Here is a 20,138-nt window from a genome sequence, read left to right as displayed (position 1 = left end):
CTCGTGGAGGATCAGCCTGCGGGTTCCAGTCGCGTGGAGCGCCGTCGTGACCGGCGCAAGGCCGAGATCGTCAAGACCGCCACCCGGATCCTCACCGAATCCGGCTACCAGGGCATGAGCCTGGAAGATGTCGCCGAGCAGACCGACATCGCCAAGGCCACGCTCTACCACTACTTTTCGTCCAAGGACGCGCTGGTGGCCGCAGCACTGGAGACCCTGACCCAGGAAGTGCTGCAGCGGTTGGCTGCGCGCGAAGAGGCCCTCGGGGAAGTCGGTGCCCGCGAGCACCTGGCGGCTGTGATCGATGAACAGATCCGCATCCTCACCGAGACGGCGCCCGAGGTGGCCGCGGTGTTCTCCTGGCCGCGAGGCTGGCCGGAGGTCTTCGAGGAGCCGATGAAAGACATGCGGCGCCGCCACGACGCGGTGTTCCGCCGGGTGGTGGAACGCGGCGTGTCCGACGGTGAATTCACTTGTCCCGACGTCAATGTCGCTCTGCAGTGCCTGCACGGCGTCCTGAATCAATCCTCGGTGTGGATCGGACCGGGCCTGCACGACGACGACCGCGGTGAACTGCGTGCCGCGATCGTCGACCGTGCGCTGTGCCTGTTCTACTAGCCGCGAGCGGCCGCGGCGGCCACCTCGATCAGCATGTGCTCGTTGGCGTTGATGCGCTCGGTCTCCACCCCGTAGTGCGGTGGGTAGAGCAGCGCCCAGTCCACGACGTCGGCGTACCGGCGCAGCTGCTCGACGATGTCCTCCGGGGTGCCGAACACCGCACGGTCCTCGACCATCGCCTGCCCGGCGGCCACTACGCCGGCAACATCGTTGCGGGCCACTGCTTCCCGTGCGGATTGCCGTTCGGTGGTGTGCCGTCCACCGGGGAACAACGCGTCGTAACCCTTGGGTGTGGCGTAGAAGCCCACCTGCGCCGCGGCATCGCGACGGGCCGCGTCGCGGTCGAAATCGGCCGAGGCCACGATCTGGGTGGTGACACGCACGTCGGACACGGGCCGGCCGGCCTTGGCGGCACCGGAGGCCAACAGGGGAACTGAAACGTCGCGCAGATTGTCGGCCGAGGCGATGGTGTGGCCGACGAATCCGTCCGCGCACTGCCCGACCGCCTTGACCATGTGCTCACCCACCCCAGCCGCCATGATCGGCACCTCGGTGGGAAGGCCGGTCCGGTCATAGTGGGCCATTGCCACGGTGTCGAACCGTCCGTCGAAACGGAACGGGCCGCTGCGATGCGCGATCAACTGCCGGATCAGCTCGATGCGCTCCCGGACCTGCGGTGCGGGGTGTTGCAGTGCCGCGCCGTACCAGTCCTGGTTCATCCGGCGGGTGCTGCTGCCGACTCCGAGCACGAACCGGCCACCGGCGATGGCCTGGATGTCGGCGGCCGCCGAAGCCAGCGCCAGCGGTGCACGGGCGAAAAGCGGTGTGACGCTGGTGCCGACGATCGTGTTGTCCGTGACCGCGGCGAATGACGCGGCACGCGTGAGGCTGCTGCGGTTGTAGTAGTCGATGCTCCACAGCGAGTGCACGCCGGCGCGGTCGGCTGCCTTGGCCACCTTCAGTGCGTCGGAAGGATTCTCGTCCATCACGACCAGGCCGATCTTCATGTCAGTTTTCCTGGGTCGGCTGCGCCGACGGGAACTGTGGCGCGCGCTTCTCGCGCAGGGCGGTGTAGCCCTCCACCACGTCAGGACCGAGGAAAGTCAACATCTCGTAGGCCGCGGACTGGTCGAAGATCGGGCCGGCATTGCGCAGCCAGTTGTTGAGTGCCCGCTTGGTCAGCCGGATCGCCTGCTGGGCTCCAGTGGCCAGACTGTCGGCGATGCGCAGTGCCTCATCGAGAACTTCCTCGCGTGGAAGGGCTTTGGCGACCATCCCGATGCGCTCGGCCTCGACACCGCCGATCATCTCGCCGGTCATCAGGTAATACTTGGCCTTCGCGGTCCCGGCCAGGAGCGGCCAGATGATGGCGGCATGGTCGCCCGCGGCCACACCGAGTTTGACGTGTCCGTCGCCGATTCGGGCGTCCTCGGCGACGATCGCGACGTCGGCGAGCAGGGCCGCCACCGCGCCGGCCCCGACCGCGACACCGTTGATTGCGGACACGATCGGCTTGTCGCAGTTGATCATGTTGTAGACGAGATCGCTCATCTCGGACAGCATGTGTGACACCCGGTCGTAGTCACCGGCCATCCGCTCGACCATGGCCAGATCGCCGCCTGCGCTGAAGGCCTTACCTGCGCCGGTGATCACCGCGACCCGGGTCTGTGGGTCGGCGGCCACGTCCTTCCAGATGTTGGCCAGCTCGGTGTGCATGCCCTCGTCGGCCGCGTTGTACTTCTCCGGCCGGTTCAGCGTGATCAGCAGGACGCCGTTGTCCCGGCGGGTCAAGCTCAGCTGTTGGTAATCAGAGAAATCCATGGGGGCGGTCCCTTCTGTCTGCACGCACGCAGCGTGCACGGTATTCAACCGAAGCTACGGTTTTTCGACCATCTAAGTCAATTCTCGACCGAATGGTTGATTTTCTGCGGCGGTACGCCGATAGTGGCCATAGCGTCCACATCACCGCAGATCGGGAGGTCAGATAGTGCGATTCGACAACAAAGTCGCCGTTGTCACGGGTGCCGCCTCGGGGATCGGCCGGGCGATCGCGTTGGAGCTGGCAGCGGGCGGCGCCACCGTCGCCGCCGTCGACCGCAACGAAGCGGGCCTGGCGCAGACCGTGCAGGCCTGTGCCGGCGCTACCGCCCACGTGGCCGATCTGGCGGATCCAGCGGCGGTGAGCACACTGCGCGACGAGGTGCTGGCGGCGCACGGGCTGCCGGGTGTCATCGTCAATGCCGCGGGCTTCGACCGCGTCGAGCCGTTCATGTCCAACGACGATGCGCTCTGGCAGTCGTTGGTCGCGGTGAACTTCCTCGGACCGGTCCGGCTCACCCACGCGTTCCTCGAATCGATCCTCGCCGAGGGAGAAACGGCAAAGATCGTCAACATTGCCAGCGATGCAGGGCGGGTGGGCAGTCTGGGGGAGACCGTCTACGCCGGCACCAAGGGTGGCGTCATCGCATTCACCAAGTCGCTGGCGCGTGAGATGGCGCGCCAGCAGATCAACGTCAACTGTGTTTGCCCTGGACCGACCGACACCCCGCTGTTCGATTCGCTTCCCGATAAGGTCCGGGACGGACTGATCAAGGCCATCCCGTTCCGTCGGGTCGCCAAACCCGAGGAGGTCGCCAAGGCGGTCGCCTTCTTCGCTTCTGACGATGCCAGCTTCATCACTGGCCAAGTCCTTAGTGTCAGTGGAGGCTTGACGATGGCCGGTTGATGACTAACCGGTGACCGGCACACACCGAACCCGCTCTTGGTCGACGCCAGTTCGCAATGGCATACTTGCTCAGCCCCTGGGCTCAACCCAGCCGATTCGGTTAGCCTCGGGGAGCAGATTGGCCAGTTGGGGGATTGCTATGGCAAACGATCTGAGAGTGGACCCGGGGGCGCTGAGGGCGGGGGCCACTAGCAGCGAGATGATCGCTGCCGAATTGAGGCTGAGCCCTGCCCGCCCGGATGCCGGGGGCTACCCCAGCAGCACCGGCGTCGTCGCGATGGATGGTGCGGTGAGCACAGCGCGGACCTCCCAGTCGAGTCGCGTGAGCGCGCAGGCGGGGGACCTGTCTGCGGCCGCGCAGCGATACGACGCGGTCGATGAGCAACACGCCGGAGGTCTGGCGGAGTTGATGTGAATGATCCGTCCGGCACCGGTCGTACTGGTGGAGACCTGACTCGTTCTCAGCTGGAGGCTTGGGACACAACGTATCTGGCGGAAGCTGCGGCCCGCTGGCGGCAATCGGCCGCCGAGTCGGAAGCCCTGTTCGAGTGGCACCGGCAGAACGTGCACGCGCCCGGTGGTGCCGAGTGGTCCGGTGACGCCAGTGAAGCCGCGGGGGAGCGGGTCAGCGCGGACACTGTCGTGGTCCGCAGGCAGGGCGACATTCAACGGGAGGCCTCCGAGATCGCCGAGAACGGCTGCCGGGACATCCGCCTGGCAGTGGGGCAGGTGCTCGACGCCATCACCGCCGCCGAGGACGACGGTTTCCAGGTATCGGAGGATCTGAAGGTGCGCGACACCCGGCGCATCGACGTGGCCACCATGGCGACGCGCTACACCGCATCGCGAGAGCACGCCGAGGACATCCGGTGGTACTGCGAGCGGCTCATGCAGGCCGAGATCTACCTGGGGCAGCGGCTCGAGGGCAAGGCCCTCGAGCTCGCCGCCGTCCGGTTCTCGGTGTGACCGAAGGCTCGCCCGCTACAGCTGCGCCCAGATCGACTTGGTCTTGAGGTAGCCGTCGATGCCCTCGTAGCCGAACTCCTTGCCGACTCCGGACTGCTTGTAACCGCCGAACGGCACGTTGTGGTCAAACGTCAGCTGGCAGTTCAGCCCCACCATGCCGGCCTGCAGGCGCTTACCCAAGCTGTGTGCACGGGCGAGGTTGGTGGTCCACACGGTGGCAGCCAGGCCGTAGTCGGTGTCGTTGGCCATCGCGATGGCTTCGTCGTCATCGTCGAACGGAAGGATCGTGACGACCGGCCCGAAGATCTCTTCCTTGTACAGGCGGCTGGTGGCCGGGTCGACGTTGGTCAGCACCGTGGGTTTGACGAAGTAACCCTTGCGGTCGAGTCGGTAACCGCCGGAAACGATCTCGACGCCGTCACGCTTGCCCTGGTCGATGTAGCCCAGCACCCGGTCGAGTTGCTTCTGGCTGACCAGTGGGCTGATCATGGCGCCCTCATCCTTGGGGCCGCCCAGGACGAGGTTCTCGCCGATCATCGAGATGCCTTGAACAACACGCTCATACACACTGCGCTGCACGAAGATTCGTGACCCGCACACGCAGCCCTGCCCGGAATGGACGAAGATGCCCATCGAGGCCATCATGATCGCCATGTCGAGGTCGGCGTCCTCGTAGATCAGCACCGGTGACTTTCCGCCTAGCTCCAGGGTGACCTTCTTCAAGTTGTCCGCCGAGTCCCGCATGATCTGCTTGCCGACCTCGGTGGAGCCGGTGAAGGCGACCTTCTCGACATCGGGGTGCGCGGTGATCGCGGCACCCGCCGTGGCGCCGTAGCCGATCACGAAGTTGGCCACCCCGTCGGGCACGCCGGCCTCGCCGATCAGCCGCTCCAGCAAGACCGCGGACAACGGGGTCTCCTCGGCCGGCTTGACGACACTGGAGCAGCCGGCGGCGAGAGCCGGGGCGATCTTGGCGCAGGCGTTGAACAGCGGGCCGTTCCATGGATAGATCAGGCCCACCACGCCGTACGGCTCCTTGGTGGTGTACGCGTGCAGGTTTGAGTAATTGCTGTTGACGCCACCCTCCATCTGCACCTGGTAGCTGCTGCCGTTGAGCTTGGTGCACCAGCCCGCGTAGTAGCGGAAGAACTCGGCGCAGGTGGAGACGATCATTTCGGCCTGCATCGGCGGCATGCCCGCGTCCAGCGATTCCAGCTCGGCGAATTCCTTGGCGTGCTCGTCGATCAGATCGCCCAGCTGCCACAGCACCTTGGCGCGCTGGCGGGCCGGAATGTCGGTCCAAACCCCGGACTGGTAGGCCGATTTCGCAGCGGCGACGGCCTCGTTGACCGCTTCCGGCCCGCAGTCCCGGAACTCGGTGATCTGCTCCTCGGTCGCCGGATCGATGACCGGAATCGTCTCGCCGGTACCCGGCCGGTCGCGGAGGCTGTCCAGAACTGTCTGCAACGCCATGTGGTTCCCCTTCGTCTCTACTGTCCGTGAATGCTGAGCACTTGCTTAGCATTCGGGGGAGTGGTGGTCAAGACCCGTACCTGCGGATCCAATGGCGCGATTGCGTGGTATTTGCGGTTGTTGGACGCTGAGGGTGTCGATACGCTGACGCGATGCCAGAGATCCGGGTCCGTGAGGCCGCCGAACTGCTCGGGGTCAGCGACGACACCGTTCGACGCTGGATCGACGACGGATCCCTGCCATCCCACCTCGACGGCTCCGGCCGCAAGGTGATCGACGGGGCGGCTCTGGCGGCGTTCGCGAGGGCCAACGCCGCTGCGGCGCCAAAGGATCCGCTCGGCATCGGCAGCTCGGCGCGCAACCGCTTCACCGGGCTGGTCACCAACGTCATCGCCGACGAGGTGATGGCTCAGGTCGAGATGCAGTGCGGACCGTTCACCGTGGTGTCGCTGATGAGCAGCCAGTCGGTGCGTGAACTCGAGTTGGCCCCCGGCAGCGTCGCTGTCGCCGTGGTCAAGGCCACGACCGTGATCGTGGAAACCCCGAAAGGAAAGTCATGACCCGAGGCCGGATGTTCGCGTTGGCATTGAGCGGGGTGGCAGTGACGGCCCTGATCGGCGGCTGCAGTTCGGCCACGGAATCGGCCCCGGCTTCCCCCTCCGGAGCCGGGGGCGGTTCGATCACCGTGTTCGCCGCGGCGTCGCTGAAATCCGCGTTCACTGAAATCGGCGAGCAGTTCAAAACCGACAACCCGGGGAGCTCCGTGGAGTTCTCGTTCGCCGGATCCTCGGACCTGGTCACCCAGCTCACCCAGGGTGCCGGCGCCGACGTGTTCGCCTCGGCCGACACCCGGAACATGGACAAGGCGGTGAGCGCGGACCTCGCCGAGGGAGGCCCGGTCAACTTTGCGACCAATACCCTCACCATTGCCGTCGCCCCGGGAAACCCCAAGGGCATCAAGACTTTCGCGGACCTGGCCAAGCCAGGAACCAGCGTCGTGGTGTGCGCGCCGCCCGTGCCGTGCGGCGGTGCCACCGAAAAGGTCGAGAAGGCCACCGGCGTCACGCTGTCCCCGGTGAGCGAGGAGACCTCGGTCACCGACGTGCTCGGCAAGGTGACCAGCGGACAGGCCGACGCCGGCCTGGTCTACGTCACCGACGCCGCCGGAGCCGGAGACAAGGTGAGCAGCGTCGCATTCCCCGAGGCCGCCCAGGCGGTCAACACCTATCCGATCGCCGTGCTCAAGCGGTCTGGGCACGCTGACCTGGCACACCGCTTCGTCGACCTGGTCACGGGTGAGGCCGGCCAAAAGGCGCTCGCCAAGGCTGGATTCGCCAAGCCCTGACCGGGCCCGCGGCGGCGTCGTAGCCTTGGGGGCGTGGCCGATCTGACCGAGATCAGTGCCGACGACCTGGCGGCACTGGAATTTTTCGCCGGGTGCCGGCCGTCCGTACTGGCGCCGTTGGCAGTCCTGCTGCGGCCGCTGTCGGTCGCGCCGGGCCAGGTGCTGATCCGGCAGGGTGATCCGGCTCTGACGTTCATGCTGATCGCGTCCGGGCGCACCCGGGTGGTCCATGACGGGCCCGACGGGCAGGCCGTCGTCGCGGATCTGGAGCCCGGTCTGATCCTCGGTGAGATCGCGCTACTGCGCGATGCGTCGCGCACCGCCACGGTGACGGCGCTCGATCCGGTCACGGGCTGGGTGGGGGATCGCGACGCGTTCGAAGTGATCCTGCACCTGCCCGGCATGTTCGACCGGATGGTGCGCATCGCGCGCCAACGGTTGGCCGCGTTCATCACACCGATCCCGGTCCAGGTGCGCACCGGCGACTGGTTCTATCTGCGGCCCGTGCTGCCCGGCGATGTCGAGCGCACCATGAACGGTCCGGTGGAGTTCTCCAGTGAGACCCTCTACCGGCGTTTTCAGTCCGTGCGCAAGCCGACCAAGGCGCTGCTGGAGTACCTCTTCGAGGTCGACTACGCCGACCATTTCGTCTGGGTGATGACCGAGGGTGCGTTGGGGCCCGTCGTCGCCGACGCCCGCGTGGTCCGCGAAGGACACGATGCGACGACAGCCGAGGTGGCATTCACCGTCGGCGATGACTATCAGGGCCGCGGTATCGGCACGTTTCTGATGGATGCCCTGGTGGTGTCCGCGGATTACCTTGGGATCAAACGCTTTACCGCCCGGGTGTTGAGTGACAACTACGCGATGCGACGCATCCTGGACCGGCTCGGTGCGGTATGGGAGCGTGAGGATCTCGGGGTGGTGCTCACCGACGTGGCGGTGCCCGCGGTCGACACGATCAGCCTGGAACCTGAACTGGCGGCGAAGATCCGGGACGCGACCCGGCAGGTGATCCGGGCGGTGAGCCAGTGAGACCACCTCTCAATAAAGACACCCGCGTGTGCATCTCGCTGGCGGCCCGGCCCAGCAACATCGGCACCCGGTTCCACAACTATCTCTACGACGAACTCGGACTCGACTACCTCTACAAGGCTTTCACCACAACCGATATCGCCGCGGCGATCGGTGGCGTACGGGCCCTGGGCATTCGAGGTTGTTCGGTGTCGATGCCGTTCAAGAAGGACGTCATCGACCTTGTCGACGAGGTCGAACCGTCGGCGCGGGCCATCGATGCGGTCAACACGATCGTCAACGACCTGTCGGTGCCCGGGGGCCGTCTCGTCGCCTCCAACACCGACTACCTAGCGGTGCAGGAACTCGTCGAGCGGTTGAACCCGGATGACGCGGTGCTGATCCGGGGCAGTGGCGGAATGGCCAAGGCGGTTGGTGCGGCCTTGCGGGACAAAGGCTTTCGCAACGGGACGGTGGTCGCCCGCAATCCCGAAACCGGGCGCGCACTGGCTGACACGCTGGGCTACGGCTACGCGCCCGAGGTCGGCACCCTGACGGCACCCATCCTGGTCAACGTCACCCCGATCGGGATGGCAGACGGACCCGACGAACACCGCAGTGCGTTCGAACCGGCCACCATCGCGGCGGCCGGCGCAGTCGTCGACGTCGTGGCGATGCCGGCCGAGACGCCGTTGATCACCGCAGCCCGGGCGGCCGGCGTACCGGTCATCACCGGCGCCGAGGTGATCGCGCTACAGGCCGCCGAACAATTCGAGCGGTACACGGGAGTGCGGCCGACGCGTGAGCAGGTGGCCGCGGCGTCGGCCTTCTCCCGGCAGGTGGCTACGGCGTGATGACCGTCTGCTCGTCGATCGCCGAGGTGGCATCCATCAGCGGACCCATCTGATCCTCGGTGCCATCGGCGTTGAACTGCAGGACGAACAGCCCGTCGGATCCCGGAATCACCACGGTCTTCTGGGCGATCAGGCGGGTGGCGCCGTCCTTCACGTAGGTGGCACCGATCTGGTACGAATCGAATCCGCTCAGTTGGCCGGCCGACCCGTCGCCCTGGTTCTCGTAACCCGGCAGGTTCCTGATCTCGTTCGGTGCGTACTCCAAGATCTTGGCCGGGTCGACGTCGCCGGTCAGCTTGGACATCAGCGCGATGATGGACGGCGGATCCGCTTCGAACGCAGGATCGGTGGATACGATTGCGGCCCAGGCCCATTCGGGAGCCGACGAGGTCGCATCCGTCCAGCCGTCGGGAATCGGAAGCTCCAGCGTGGGTGTGCCCGGATCGCCCTGGTGCACCGGGGTTTCGGTGATGTTGTTGTCGCGGATGTAGTCCACGATCGTGTACTGGTGCCCGGTCGGGCTGCCCTTGTCGTTGGTCTTGGTCGGGGCGGCGCTGGATTCACTGGTTCCGGCGGCCCCGGGAGCCTCGGTGGCGGTGCCGGATATTGTCTTGCTGGCGCAGCTGGCGAGTGCGACCCCGAGTGCGACGGCAGCGATGGCGATTCCACCGGCCCGCATTGAGGTGGTCATCGTTCTCCAATCGGTTGGACGCCCCGGCGAGGCGCAACTGATCTGCACGATAAACGCTTTCCTGGGCATGAGCTGGCAGAAGCCCCGGTCCTGGGGCGCGATCTTTTGCACAGTGAAATGTTCGACGGCCTGACCGCCAGGCCGCCCTCAGCAATTTGCGGACAGATAGACCGTCCGCGGCAGAATCTGCGCCGGCCGGACCGACGAGACGGTGCACCGATCGAGGGCAGCCGTACCCGCCCGGTAGATGATGACGTCGAAACCCTGTCGTTCCAGTTCGTCGGCGGTGTCCTGCGCGGACCCCACCCCCGACGGCGAGGCGGGGGCCGCGGCGGGGAAACCCAGGGCAAGGGCCGACAGCGCGCCGCCGGCCAGCACAGCTCCAGTCAGTCCGTACACCTGTTCTGCCCCTCATGATCGTGGATGTCCTACAGGTGGCAACCGCTCGGGCGACGGTTAAATTCCGCTGTATCGCAACACTTGTCGTGTTGTCAGGCAGCGAAAAACGAGTTGACAAAGGGGGCTGCGATCGTTCTCGACAGCAAACCCCGGGCTGTGGTATCAAAACGCCGTGCGCCTTTTCGCCGTCCCGACGGTTCTCCTGGTGTGCACCCTGGCCTGCGGGGTGGCATGCGGGCCGCGGCCGGCGCCGCAACCGACGTCGACATCGTCGTCGCCTCAGACCACCGGCGCTGCCGCCACGGTGAACCCGGCCCGCATCGACCGGGTGCGCCAGGACCTGCCGTCCGGCTACGAAGTGGTGGCCATCGACCCACGGGCGACCCCGGTGTCGCTGTGGGGATTCGGGCCGGACTGGACCGCCGACCCGGCGCGGTGCGCAGCGGCAGCCGCCCCTGACACCGAACCCGGCCGGGGCTGGTCGGCCTCAGGACCCGGGGGCATCGTGTACGCGGCCGTTTCGAGAGAAAAAGCGGGGCATCCCGGAGCGGACGCGCCCGATCCGGACACCGAAGGGCCGTGCGAGCAGTGGAGCGTGTCGGGCGGACATTCCACCGGAACGGTGACGCCCATTGCGGCTCCGGTGATCGAGGGCGCGGTGACCGCGGGGATGTCCACGGCCGTCACCACCGTCGTCGAGGGCGGTACCGAAACCAGATCTCACGCCGAGACTTTCACTGCGGATCTGCATTCCGAAGGTGCTGACTACCACGTGTTCATCACCGTCGTCACGGATCCCGGATCACCCAATCCTGCGCTCGATACCGCGTTCACCTCCGATCTCCTGGTGAAATCGGTTTCGGCGTTACGTGGCTGAGCCGGTCGCCCCGGCGATGTGGGCGAGCCCAGGTATGTTGTCCAGCGATGGAGAACCGCAACGTCTTACTCGCCGCCGCGGGCGTCCTTGCCTGCGCCACCGGATTGGTCGCCTGCGGTCAATCGGACCAGTCGACGTCCGCCAACGCGGACATCGCCAACATCGCCAAGGTGCGCTCCAGCTTCGGGCCGGAGTTCAAGGTCACCGACGTCGCCCCGGCCGGAATCGACCCCAAGAAGCTCGCGCCGCACAAAATGCCGCCCGGGGTCAAGATCGAACCTGCCGATTGCGCGAAGTTCGCCGAGGGACAGTCCCTGCCGGACGAGCTGAAGGGCAACGTGGCGGCCACCACGGCCGAAGGCGCGGGTAACCGGTTCATCGTGATGGCGCTGGAGACCTCGGAGCCGGTCCCGCTGAACGATCCCGGCGATGCGTGCAAGCAGGTGAAGTTCCTGGGCCCCGGGATCCGCGGGCAGGTCGACGTGGTCGAGGCCCCGAAGATCGACGGGGCCCGCACGACGGGGACGCACCGCATCGTCCAGACCGCGATGGGCGGCCAGGCGCGCACCGGTGAGTTGTACAACTACGTCGCCAGCTTCGACACGTTCATGGTCATCGTCACGGCCAACCCCCTGGTGGTCCCGGACAAGCCGGTGGCACCGGTGGACGACAAGCGGGCCCGCGAGCTGCTCAGCGCCGCGGTGGCCAGTGTGAGAGGTTAGTACGGGGTCGACCTGACCCTCAACGCACGTCCTGCGGGCGGAACTGGATGCTGATGCGTGGCCCGACGAGGCTGGTGGTCTTCGGTATCGAATGCTCCCACGTGCGTTGACACGATCCGCCCATCACCAGCAGGTCGCCGTGGCGGTGCTGTAAGCGCAGAGCATGCCCGCCGCCGCGTGGGCGCAATGCGAAAACCCTTGTCGCGCCGAGCCCGACGATGGCCACCATGGTGTCCTCGGTGCGGCTGCGGCCGATGGTGTCGCCGTGCCAGGCGACGCTGTCGTTGCCGTCGCGGTACAGGCACAGGCCCGCGGTGGTGAACGGCTCGCCGAGCTCGCCGCCGAAGGTGTCGTTGAGCCTGCGGCGGATCTGTTTGAGCCGGGGATGCGGCACCGGTTCGTCGATGAGGTGGTGGAAGCTGACCAGACGCGGAACTGCCACCACGCGGTCGTACATCTCGCGTTCCTCGGACCGCCAGGGGATCCCGTCCATCAACTCCTCGAACAGTGAATCGGCGTCGGGCAACCAGCCCGAGCGCAGTTCCACCCAGGCGTCGTTGCCGAGTCGACGCCGTTCAGCGTGCTCAAACAGTGAGCCTTGCAACGCCAGCTCCATGCGCGCGAGTGTATCGCACAGACGTTCGATTGCGTTAGAGCCGGGAGGCGCCGGGGCCCTGCTCGGCGAGGACGTCTCCCGGGTTGGTCAGCAGGCAGGTCTTGAGGCTCAGGCAGCCGCAGCCGATGCAGCCGGTCAGGTTGTCGCGCAACCGTTGTAGATGCACGATGCGGTCATCGAGGTCCTGGCGCCAACCAGCCGAGAGCTTGGCCCAGTCCTTGCTGGTCGGCACCCGGTCGGCGGGTAGGCCGGCCAGCGCCTCGCGGATGCGGGCCAGTGGAATGCCGAGGCGTTGGGACATCCGGATGAACGCCACGCGCCGCAGCGTCTCGCGTGCGTAGCGGCGCTGGTTCCCTGAGGTGCGGCGGCTGGCGATCAGGCCCTCGCGCTCATAGAAGTGCAGTGCCGACACCGCCACGCCGCTGCGCTGCGACATCTCGCCAGGAGTTAACTCGTGCGTCTCCATACACCTCAACCATAGTTGAGTTAACGTCATGGGGTGGAAACTGCGGCGTTCGGTTCCAACTCCGAGGTCGGCACACTACGCGCCGTGATCCTGCACCGACCGGGGCCGGAGTTGCAGCGGCTCACCCCGCGCAACAACGATGCACTGCTGTTCGACGGCCTGCCGTGGGTGGCCAAGGCGCAGCGCGAACATGACGCCTTCGCCGGAGTGCTGCGGTCCCGCGGAGTCGAGGTGTTGCTCCTGGCGGATCTGCTGACCGAAGCGCTCGACAGCGGCGCCGCCCGCATGCACGGCATCTCCGCTGCGGTCGACGCGCGACGACTGGGTGTGCCACTGGCCCAGGAACTTTCGGCCTATCTACGAGGCCTGCCGCCGGCCGATCTGGCGCACATCCTGATGGCCGGAATGACCTTCAACGAGGTGCCCTTCCACGGTGCCGAACTTTCGCTGGTGCGCCTTATGCACCACGGCGGAGATTTCGTGATCGAGCCGCTGCCCAATCTCCTGTTCACCCGGGATTCGTCGTTCTGGATCGGCCCGCGGGTGGCCATCACCTCGCTCGCACTGCCGGCGCGGGTGCGCGAGACCTCGCTGACCGATCTGATCTACGCCCACCATCCGAGGTTCCTCGGCGTCCGGCGGGCCTACGAGTCGCGCTCGGCGCCCGTCGAAGGTGGCGACGTGCTGTTGCTCGGGCCCGGAGTGGTGGCGGTCGGCGTGGGGGAGCGGACCACGCCTGCCGGCGCCGAGGCGTTGGCGCGCAGCCTGTTCGACGACGACCTCGCCCACACCGTGCTCGCGGTGCCGATCCGGCAGGAGCGCGCCCAGATGCACTTGGACACCGTGTGCACCATGGTCGATGTCGACGCGGTGGTGATGTACCCCAATATCGTGGACTCGTTGTCGGCGTTCACCATTCACCGCACCGAGGCCGGGATCCGGATCGACGACGAAGTGCCGTTCGTGCAGGCTGCTGCCGCTGCGATGAGAATCGAGCAGCTGCGGGTGATCGACACGGGACTCGACCCCGTGACCGCCGAACGCGAGCAGTGGGATGACGGCAACAACACCCTGGCTCTGGCCCCGGGTGTGGTGGTGGCCTACGAACGCAATGCCGAAACCAATGCCCGGCTGGCGGATTCGGGTATCGAGGTGCTGCCGATCGAGGCTTCGGAGCTGGGCACGGGCCGCGGCGGACCGCGCTGTATGTCGTGCCCGGCGGCGCGGGACCTGCTCTAGCTCTTCCGCCGTGCGCGTGGTCGTCGTTTTCGGCGCTGCGGTTTTCTACACCACGGTCGTGGCCCGGCCGGTGTTGTTCGTCGTTTTCGACGTGGGGGTCGTTCGGCGGCGGTTTTGCAGCCCTGTGGTAGAAATCGGCGAAGGGCCCGTCCCGGCGCAGGCCCCCAGCAGGGGCCCGTCAACGCCCAACTACCGCCACGAAGGCAGCCAGATCTCCAGATTCCAGGTCGACTGCGAAATCGGGATGCCCGTCAGGACCGGGTACAACCACGCGAAGTTCGCGATCACCAACGCCACGTAGAAGCACACCACCAACAGGCCCAGCGTTCGGCGTTCGGGGTTCTGATTGGGTTTGTACAGAATGTCGCCGAGGATCAGCGCGATCGCCAGCACCAGGAACGGCGCCATCACCGTCGCGTAGAAGAAGTACATCTGCCGGTCGATGTCGAAGAACCAGGGCAGGAAACCCGCCGAGTAGCCGACCAGGACCACGCCGTAGCGCCAGTCCCGTCGCACCACGGCCCGCCACAGGGCCCAGCCGAGCACCGGCACCGCGATGAACCACATCGCCGGAGTGCCCACCAGCATCACGGCTTTGACGCAGGACTGGGTGCCGCACCCGGCGACATCGTGGTTGTCGATCGCATAGAGCACCGGCCGCAACGACATCGGCCAGGTCCATGGCTTGGATTCCCATGGGTGGTGGTTGCCGTCGGCGTTGGTCAGTCCGGCGTGGAAGTGGTAGGCGGCGTAGGTGTAATGCCACAGTGAGCGCAGCGCGTCGGGCAGCGGGATGATGCTGTTCTCGCCGATGGACTGCCCCGCTTCGTACCGGTTGATGCCGGTCTCGGAGGCGAACCACGGCCCGTACGACGCCAGGTACACCGCGAACGGGATCAGACCGAACACATAAGCGGCCGGCCCCAGATCACGGCGCAGCATGCCGCGCCAGGGTGCCGGCACGTGGTACTGCTTGCGCGCGATCGCGTCGAGCACCAGCGTCATCACGCCGAAGAACGCCACGAAGTACAGCCCGGACCACTTCGTCGCGCACGCCAGTCCGAGCAGCACGCCCGCACCGAACCGCCACCACCGCACGCCCAGCCGCGGACCCCAGGGCGTCTCGGCGATCCGGCCTTCGACGAAGGCGGTGTGCATGCGCCGGCGGACGTCGTCGCGGTCCACCATCAGGCAGGCGAACGCCGCGACCACGAACGTCACCAGGAACACGTCCAGCAGCGCCGTGCGGGCCGAGACGAAGCTGACCCCGTCGGCGATCAGCAGGAGTCCGGCGATACCGCCGACGAGGGTGGAGCGGCTGATCCGGCGCCCGATCCGCACCACCAGCATCACGATCAGCACACCGCACAGCGCGCCGGAGAACCGCCAGCCGAGCCCGTTGTAACCGAACAGCGCCTCGCCGATCGAGATCAACTGCTTGCCCACGGGCGGGTGCACCACGAGCCCGTAGCCGGGGTTGTCCTCGACGCCGTGGTTGTAGAGCATCTGCCAGGCCTGTGGCGCGTAGTGCTTCTCGTCGAACACCGGGGTGCCCGCATCGGTCGGCGAGCCCAGGTTCAGGAACCGGCTTATCGCGGCCAGCCCGGTGATGACCGCCGTCATCAACCAGCCCTGCAGCCGGTCCGTCGGGCCGAAATCGGCAGGCGGGATCACCGGCGCGGGGCTGATCAGGGGGACCGAGCGACCAGCCGTCGGCGTATCGGTGGCGGTGGCGGTCACGCAAGCGATCGTAGGCTGTCTGGCGTGACACCCGGCAAACTACTGATCGGCGCCACGCCGCTGGGTCGGCCCTCCGATGCCTCTGCGCGTCTCATCCAGGCGTTGACGACGGCTGACATCGTGGCGGCGGAAGATACCCGGCGCGCGCGTGCGCTGGCCCAGTCGCTGGGCGTGCAACCGTCCGGCCGGATCTTGAGCTTCTTCGACCAGAACGAGGCCAGCCGTGTGCCGGGCCTGGTCTCCGAGATCGCGGCGGGCGCGACGGTGCTGGTGATCAGCGACGCCGGTATGCCGCTGATCAACGACCCCGGCTACCGCCTCGTGGCGGCCTGTGCCGAGGCCGGGCTGCCGGTCTCCTGCCTGCCGGGCCCTTCTGCGGTGACGACGGCGCTGGCGGTGTCCGGACTGGCCTCGGACCGGTTCTGTTTCGAGGGTTTCGCGCCGCGCAAACACGCGGCCCGGCTGGCCTGGTTACAGACCCTGGCTGCCGAATCGCGCACCAGCGTGTTCTTCGAATCCCCGCGCCGGCTGGCCGAGACCCTGCGCGACGCCGTCGAGGTGCTGGGGTCGGAGCGCCGTGCCGTGGTGTGCCGGGAGCTCACCAAGACGCACGAGGAGGTCCGTCGCGGCAGCCTGGCCGAGCTCGCGGAGTGGGCCGCCGACGGCGTGCTGGGGGAGATCACCGTGGTGCTGGCCGGGGGCACCCCGTCGGTGGAACTGTCCGACCTGGTGGCCGAGGTGGAGGAACTGGTGGCCGACGGCATCCGGGTCAAGGACGCCTGCGCCCAGGTGATCGCCGCGAACCCGGGGGCCCCTTCACGGCGCGAGCTCTACGACGCTGTGCTGCGCGCCCGCGACTGAACGATCGAGGCTGCCTTGTGCAGGCACTCTTCCCATTCCGCGTCGACGTCGGAATCGGCGGTGATGCCGCCGCCCACGCCGAGCACCGCCGAGCCGTCGGCACCGAACTCCACGGTCCGGATCGCGACGTTCAGCTCGCATCCTGCCACTGGTGACGCCAATCCGACTGTGCCGCAATAGACTCCGCGACGCGTCGGCTCCCACTGCTGCAGCAGCTGGCGGGCCCGTCGCTTCGGGGTGCCGGTCACCGAGGCCGGGGGGAAGGTGGCGTCCAGCAGTGCGCTCATCGGCACCTGCGTGGGGACCTCGGCGGTGACGGTCGAGACCAGGTGCCAGACGCCGGGTGCGGGATGTACCGCGAGCAGTTCGGGCACCGTCACGCTGCCGGTGGTCGCCACCCGCCCCAGGTCGTTGCGGACCAGGTCGACGATCATCACGTTCTCGGCGACATCCTTGACCGAGGCCAGCAGGGCGGCGGGGTCGGCCGAGGACGGCAGCGTGCCCTTGATCGGGCTGGAGGTCACCGCGGTGCCCGCCCGGCGCAGGAACAACTCCGGTGACAGCGACGCCACCGCACCCCAGTCCCCGGCCACATACGCGGCCCGTGCGGGCGCGGTCCGGGCCACCGCCTCGGTGAAGAAATCGATCGGCTCGCCGACGATACGGCCGGTGAACCTCGTGCATACGCAGGCTTGATACACCTCGCCCGCTGCGATGGCGTCCAGGCAGGCCAGCACCCCGCGGCGGTGATCATCGCGGTCGGGGGCCACCCAGCTCAGGGTGTAGACCCCCGGCTGGGCTGGTTCCAGCGCTCGCAGCCATGCGGGAAGTGCTGCGCCGCTGAGGCTTTCGAACCACCAGATGCCCTCGGAATCCTGGCGTAGCACGCAGTCCGACCAACCGCCGGCGGCCACCGGGATCCGCGGTGGTGTGCCGTCGGCGCCCGGATCCGGGTAGGCGAGGTAGCCGAACCACCCGCCCCCGACCGCGCCCGACGGCCCCGAAGCGTCCTGTGGCACGGCGAAGGTGGTGTCGGGCGCAACCGATGTCACCGACACCGAGGGTGCGATCACCGCGCGTGAGGAGAACCAGTCACCGATCAGCCCGGCGGGTGGCGCCACACCGGCGTGGGCGGCGGCTGCGGCGACCCCGCGCAGCACCGCCGGGGCATCGCCCAGCGCGCCGAGCCGCTCGATCCGCATGGAGCTAGCTTGCTGCCTGGCGCGAGCAGACGCAAAACTGCCCATTTCCGCGTGAAACAGCGCGAGTTTGATGGGCTCCACCCGCTTGCCGGGGGCACTGCTGGGCGGAGAAACTCAGCGGCTGATCACTCGCGGAATGTCGACGCCGGTCAGCTTGTCCGGATTGCGCATCGCGTAGAAGTGGGTGATCTTGCCGTCGGCGACCTCGACCGTGACCACGCCCTCGAAGCTGTCTTCGAGGTACAGCTTGTACGCGGGGGCGTTGTTGTAGGTCGTCGGCTCGAAGCGGCCCCCCTGCTCGATGAACCGCATGAGGCCGATCACCAGCTTGGCCACCGGCTGGGCCCCGATCACCGGCCTGCGTGCGGCGCTGCGCTTGCCGTCGCTGTCGGCCGTCCACACCACGTCCGGCGCGAGCAACTCCAGCAGCACGTTCATGTCGCCGGTCGTGGCGGCGGCGAAGAACCGTTCGGTGATCTCTGTCGACACCTGCGGGTCGACCGGTTCGAACCGCTTGCGCCGCGATTGCACATGGTTGCGGGCCCGGTGCGCCATCTGACGCACCGATGCACTGGATTTGCCGATCGCCGAAGCGATTTCGTCGTGACTGAATCCGAACACCTCGCGCAGCACGAACACTGCGCGCTCGTCGGGGGTCAACGTCTCGAGCACCACCAGCATGGCCATCGAAACCGATTCGGCCAGCACCACATCGGCTGATGCGTCGCCTGCCACCCCGGCCGTCAACAGCAGCGGTTCGGGCAGCCACGGGCCCACGTACTCCTCGCGTCGCCGCGACTGGGCACGAAGGGCATTGAGCGCCTGGCGGGTGACGAGCTGGGCCAGGAACGCCTTGGTGTCGCGCACCGTGTCCAGATCCACCTCGGCCCAGCGCAGGTAACTCTCCTGCAGGACGTCATCGGATTCCGTTGCCGTCCCGAGGATCTCGTAGGCGATGGTGAACAACAACGGCCGCAGCAGAGTAAATCGTTCGGCGTGTTCGTTCGAGTACGAGGTCGAGTTACCTGCGCCAGACGTGTTCATCAGACCAGTGTCCCCTGCTCTGCCTCGGCCAGTTGGCGCGCTCGGTTGTCGCCCTTGAACCAGAAGTACGACCCCGGCTTCACGCCCTCCTTGCGGAGGAACGTCAGCGTCGCCCGGCAGACCTGCTCCTTGAAGAAGGCGCCGGTCCGTCCGCCGATGAAGACGCGACGCGGGCTGTCGTCCGAGTGGCACAGCTGCACCGTGCCGGCATTTCTGCCGACGCTCACGCACTGTCCGGCGAAGGCCTGGTTGATCACCTTGGGCTCGGCACCCGCGATGCGGGCCAGCACGGTGTTGGCCGCCTGGACCCCCAGCGGGCCTGCCGACTGGCAGCTCATCCGCAGCGGAACCCCCGACGGTGAGGCGGCGTCGCCGGCTGCCACGATGCGCGCGTCGTCGACACTGGTCAGGGTCTCGTCGGTGAGCAACCGGCCCAGCACGTCGGTACGCAGCCTGCTCGCGGCGGCCAGGCCGGGAACCCCGAACCCGGTGGTCCACACCGTCACCGCGCTGGGCAGGCGGTTACCGTCGGCCAGGACGATGGCGTCGGCTTCGATCGCAGTCACCAGGACCTCGGGCCCGTCGATGATCGCCACGCCCAGCTTGGTGAGCGCCTTGACGATCGAGCGACGGGCGCCTGCGCCCACCGAGGCGCCGACCACGTCGGTGACGAGCGTGACTTTGCGGCCCGCCTCGGCCAGCTCGCTGGCCGCCTCGATGCCGGTCAGCCCGCCGCCGACCACGACCACCGGTGCCGACATCGGCACGTCCTGCAGCCGGGCGCGCAAGCGCTGTGCCTGTTCCAATTCTGAAAGCGGATAGGCGAATTGAGCAGCGCCGGGCACGGAGGCGGGCACCCCGCCGGTGCTGCCGACGGCGTAGACCAGGTAGTCGTAGTCGATCACGTCGCCGGACGTCAGCTGCACTTGGCGGATGTCGGCGTCGATGTACTCGGCACCGTCGACCAGCAGCCGCACCCCGGCGCCCAACAGCGTGTCGTAGGCAGCGGTGGCGTCGTGGTTTCCGGCGACCAACTGGTGCAGCCGGATCCGTTCGACGAACTCGGGCCGCGGATTGACCAGCGTGACAGTCACTCCCGGAGTGCCCTGTAGTCGGTTGGCTGCCAGCACACCGGCATACCCTCCGCCGATCACGACCACTCGGGTGTTCTGCGCAGTTGTTTCGGTCATGGGAGCGTCTCCTGTTCTCAAAGGCTTGTGCCCTCAAGACACCGCGGGACGCTGATTTGTGACAGGACTCCGGGTGATGTGACCTACATCACCCGG

23 protein-coding genes are annotated in these 20,138 nt (G+C 67.3%); 12 read left to right on the top strand and 11 right to left on the bottom strand.

The annotated features are described in order from the left end of the window. Positions 1-3 precede the first annotated feature (3 nt). Positions 4-618: a TetR/AcrR family transcriptional regulator gene (locus AC4LGL_RS17300; protein ID WP_491839840.1), complete on the top strand. Its 615-nt coding sequence runs from the start codon at positions 4-6 to the stop codon at positions 616-618. Here AC4LGL_RS17300 and AC4LGL_RS17295 read toward each other — a convergent pair. Further along, positions 615-1,625 (bottom strand): LLM class flavin-dependent oxidoreductase, encoded by a 1,011-nt coding sequence (locus AC4LGL_RS17295; RefSeq protein ID WP_491839839.1) that lies wholly within the window; start codon positions 1,623-1,625, stop codon positions 615-617. The genes AC4LGL_RS17300 and AC4LGL_RS17295 overlap by 4 nt on opposite strands. A 1-nt stretch (position 1,626) precedes the next feature. After that, positions 1,627-2,439 carry an enoyl-CoA hydratase/isomerase family protein gene (locus tag AC4LGL_RS17290; RefSeq protein WP_491839838.1) on the bottom strand — a complete coding sequence of 271 codons (813 nt, stop codon included), beginning with the start codon at positions 2,437-2,439 and terminating at the stop codon, positions 1,627-1,629. Positions 2,440-2,605: 166 nt separating this feature from the next. On the opposite strand from AC4LGL_RS17290, the gene AC4LGL_RS17285 reads away from it, so the two are divergent. The 3 genes from AC4LGL_RS17285 to AC4LGL_RS17275 all read left to right on the top strand — a co-directional run bounded on the left by AC4LGL_RS17285 (position 2,606) and on the right by AC4LGL_RS17275 (position 4,309). Continuing rightward, positions 2,606-3,343, top strand: a complete 738-nt coding sequence (locus tag AC4LGL_RS17285) for an SDR family NAD(P)-dependent oxidoreductase (protein WP_491839837.1) — start codon at positions 2,606-2,608, stop codon at positions 3,341-3,343. Positions 3,344-3,542: 199 nt separating this feature from the next. Continuing rightward, complete coding sequence (locus tag AC4LGL_RS17280; RefSeq protein ID WP_491839836.1) at positions 3,543-3,758, top strand: hypothetical protein; 216 nt, start codon at positions 3,543-3,545, stop codon at positions 3,756-3,758. After that, positions 3,755-4,309 carry a hypothetical protein gene (locus tag AC4LGL_RS17275; protein WP_491839835.1) on the top strand — a complete coding sequence of 185 codons (555 nt, stop codon included), beginning with the start codon at positions 3,755-3,757 and terminating at the stop codon, positions 4,307-4,309. Before AC4LGL_RS17280 ends, AC4LGL_RS17275 begins: the two co-directional genes overlap by 4 nt. 15 nt (positions 4,310-4,324) lie before the next feature. On the opposite strand, the gene AC4LGL_RS17270 is transcribed toward AC4LGL_RS17275, so the two are convergent. Then, positions 4,325-5,782 carry an aldehyde dehydrogenase family protein gene (locus AC4LGL_RS17270; RefSeq protein WP_491839834.1) on the bottom strand — a complete coding sequence of 486 codons (1,458 nt, stop codon included), beginning with the start codon at positions 5,780-5,782 and terminating at the stop codon, positions 4,325-4,327. A 152-nt stretch (positions 5,783-5,934) separates the two neighbouring features. On the opposite strand from AC4LGL_RS17270, the gene AC4LGL_RS17265 reads away from it, so the two are divergent. Genes AC4LGL_RS17265 through AC4LGL_RS17250 form a run of 4 tightly spaced genes read left to right on the top strand, consistent with a single transcriptional unit; the run spans position 5,935 to position 8,995 of the window. Next, a complete protein-coding gene (locus tag AC4LGL_RS17265; RefSeq protein ID WP_064881244.1) occupies positions 5,935-6,342 on the top strand; it encodes a TOBE domain-containing protein in 408 nt (135 codons plus the stop codon). Then, positions 6,339-7,127 carry a molybdate ABC transporter substrate-binding protein gene (gene modA / locus AC4LGL_RS17260; protein ID WP_491839833.1) on the top strand — a complete coding sequence of 263 codons (789 nt, stop codon included), beginning with the start codon at positions 6,339-6,341 and terminating at the stop codon, positions 7,125-7,127. The genes AC4LGL_RS17265 and modA overlap by 4 nt, the downstream gene beginning before the upstream one ends. Positions 7,128-7,160: 33 nt before the next feature. Then, positions 7,161-8,162 (top strand): acetyltransferase Pat, encoded by a 1,002-nt coding sequence (gene pat / locus AC4LGL_RS17255; RefSeq protein ID WP_491839832.1) that lies wholly within the window; start codon positions 7,161-7,163, stop codon positions 8,160-8,162. Continuing rightward, positions 8,159-8,995 carry a shikimate 5-dehydrogenase gene (locus AC4LGL_RS17250; protein WP_491839831.1) on the top strand — a complete coding sequence of 279 codons (837 nt, stop codon included), beginning with the start codon at positions 8,159-8,161 and terminating at the stop codon, positions 8,993-8,995. Before pat ends, AC4LGL_RS17250 begins: the two co-directional genes overlap by 4 nt. On the opposite strand, the gene lpqN is transcribed toward AC4LGL_RS17250, so the two are convergent. Both lpqN and AC4LGL_RS17240 read right to left on the bottom strand, forming a co-directional pair. Continuing rightward, entirely contained in the window at positions 8,985-9,686 is a 702-nt protein-coding gene (gene lpqN / locus AC4LGL_RS17245) for an envelope biogenesis lipoprotein LpqN (protein WP_491839830.1), read from the bottom strand. The two genes, AC4LGL_RS17250 and lpqN, sit on opposite strands and share 11 nt — an antisense overlap. Before the next feature lie 147 nt (positions 9,687-9,833). After that, positions 9,834-10,085: a hypothetical protein gene (locus tag AC4LGL_RS17240; RefSeq protein ID WP_491839829.1), complete on the bottom strand. Its 252-nt coding sequence runs from the start codon at positions 10,083-10,085 to the stop codon at positions 9,834-9,836. Positions 10,086-10,257: 172 nt separating this feature from the next. On the opposite strand from AC4LGL_RS17240, the gene AC4LGL_RS17235 reads away from it, so the two are divergent. Both AC4LGL_RS17235 and AC4LGL_RS17230 read left to right on the top strand, forming a co-directional pair. Then, entirely contained in the window at positions 10,258-10,962 is a 705-nt protein-coding gene (locus AC4LGL_RS17235; RefSeq protein ID WP_491839828.1) for a DUF5642 family protein, read from the top strand. 47 nt (positions 10,963-11,009) lie between these two features. Next, positions 11,010-11,684 (top strand): DUF5642 family protein, encoded by a 675-nt coding sequence (locus AC4LGL_RS17230; protein ID WP_491839827.1) that lies wholly within the window; start codon positions 11,010-11,012, stop codon positions 11,682-11,684. Between the two features lie 19 nt (positions 11,685-11,703). Here the strand turns inward: AC4LGL_RS17230 and AC4LGL_RS17225 are convergent, their stop codons facing one another. Continuing rightward, positions 11,704-12,300: an alpha-ketoglutarate-dependent dioxygenase AlkB gene (locus AC4LGL_RS17225; RefSeq protein WP_064887076.1), complete on the bottom strand. Its 597-nt coding sequence runs from the start codon at positions 12,298-12,300 to the stop codon at positions 11,704-11,706. 34 nt (positions 12,301-12,334) lie between these two features. After that, positions 12,335-12,766: a redox-sensitive transcriptional activator SoxR gene (gene soxR, locus AC4LGL_RS17220; RefSeq protein ID WP_055116999.1), complete on the bottom strand. Its 432-nt coding sequence runs from the start codon at positions 12,764-12,766 to the stop codon at positions 12,335-12,337. 33 nt (positions 12,767-12,799) lie between these two features. Between soxR and arcA the strand changes: the two genes are divergently transcribed. After that, positions 12,800-14,005: an arginine deiminase gene (gene arcA, locus AC4LGL_RS17215; RefSeq protein WP_491839826.1), complete on the top strand. Its 1,206-nt coding sequence runs from the start codon at positions 12,800-12,802 to the stop codon at positions 14,003-14,005. A gap of 189 nt (positions 14,006-14,194) precedes the next feature. Here arcA and AC4LGL_RS17210 read toward each other — a convergent pair whose 3' ends face one another. Continuing rightward, on the bottom strand, positions 14,195-15,745 hold the full coding sequence (locus AC4LGL_RS17210; RefSeq protein ID WP_491839825.1) for a dolichyl-phosphate-mannose--protein mannosyltransferase: 1,551 nt from the start codon (positions 15,743-15,745) through the stop codon (positions 14,195-14,197). Between the two features lie 24 nt (positions 15,746-15,769). Between AC4LGL_RS17210 and rsmI the strand changes: the two genes are divergently transcribed. Continuing rightward, positions 15,770-16,606: a 16S rRNA (cytidine(1402)-2'-O)-methyltransferase gene (gene rsmI, locus AC4LGL_RS17205; RefSeq protein ID WP_491839824.1), complete on the top strand. Its 837-nt coding sequence runs from the start codon at positions 15,770-15,772 to the stop codon at positions 16,604-16,606. Here rsmI and AC4LGL_RS17200 read toward each other — a convergent pair. The 3 genes from AC4LGL_RS17200 to AC4LGL_RS17190 all read right to left on the bottom strand — a co-directional run bounded on the left by AC4LGL_RS17200 (position 16,576) and on the right by AC4LGL_RS17190 (position 20,042). After that, positions 16,576-17,808 (bottom strand): aminodeoxychorismate synthase component I, encoded by a 1,233-nt coding sequence (locus AC4LGL_RS17200; protein WP_491839823.1) that lies wholly within the window; start codon positions 17,806-17,808, stop codon positions 16,576-16,578. The genes rsmI and AC4LGL_RS17200 overlap by 31 nt on opposite strands. Positions 17,809-17,922: 114 nt before the next feature. Continuing rightward, positions 17,923-18,852: an RNA polymerase sigma factor SigJ gene (gene sigJ / locus AC4LGL_RS17195; RefSeq protein ID WP_491839822.1), complete on the bottom strand. Its 930-nt coding sequence runs from the start codon at positions 18,850-18,852 to the stop codon at positions 17,923-17,925. Next, positions 18,852-20,042 (bottom strand): NAD(P)/FAD-dependent oxidoreductase, encoded by a 1,191-nt coding sequence (locus AC4LGL_RS17190; protein ID WP_491839821.1) that lies wholly within the window; start codon positions 20,040-20,042, stop codon positions 18,852-18,854. Before AC4LGL_RS17190 ends, sigJ begins: the two co-directional genes overlap by 1 nt. Positions 20,043-20,138 lie beyond the last annotated feature (96 nt).

Source organism: Mycolicibacterium arcueilense (assembly GCF_058536225.1).
This window is presented reverse-complemented; position numbering and strand designations above follow the sequence as displayed.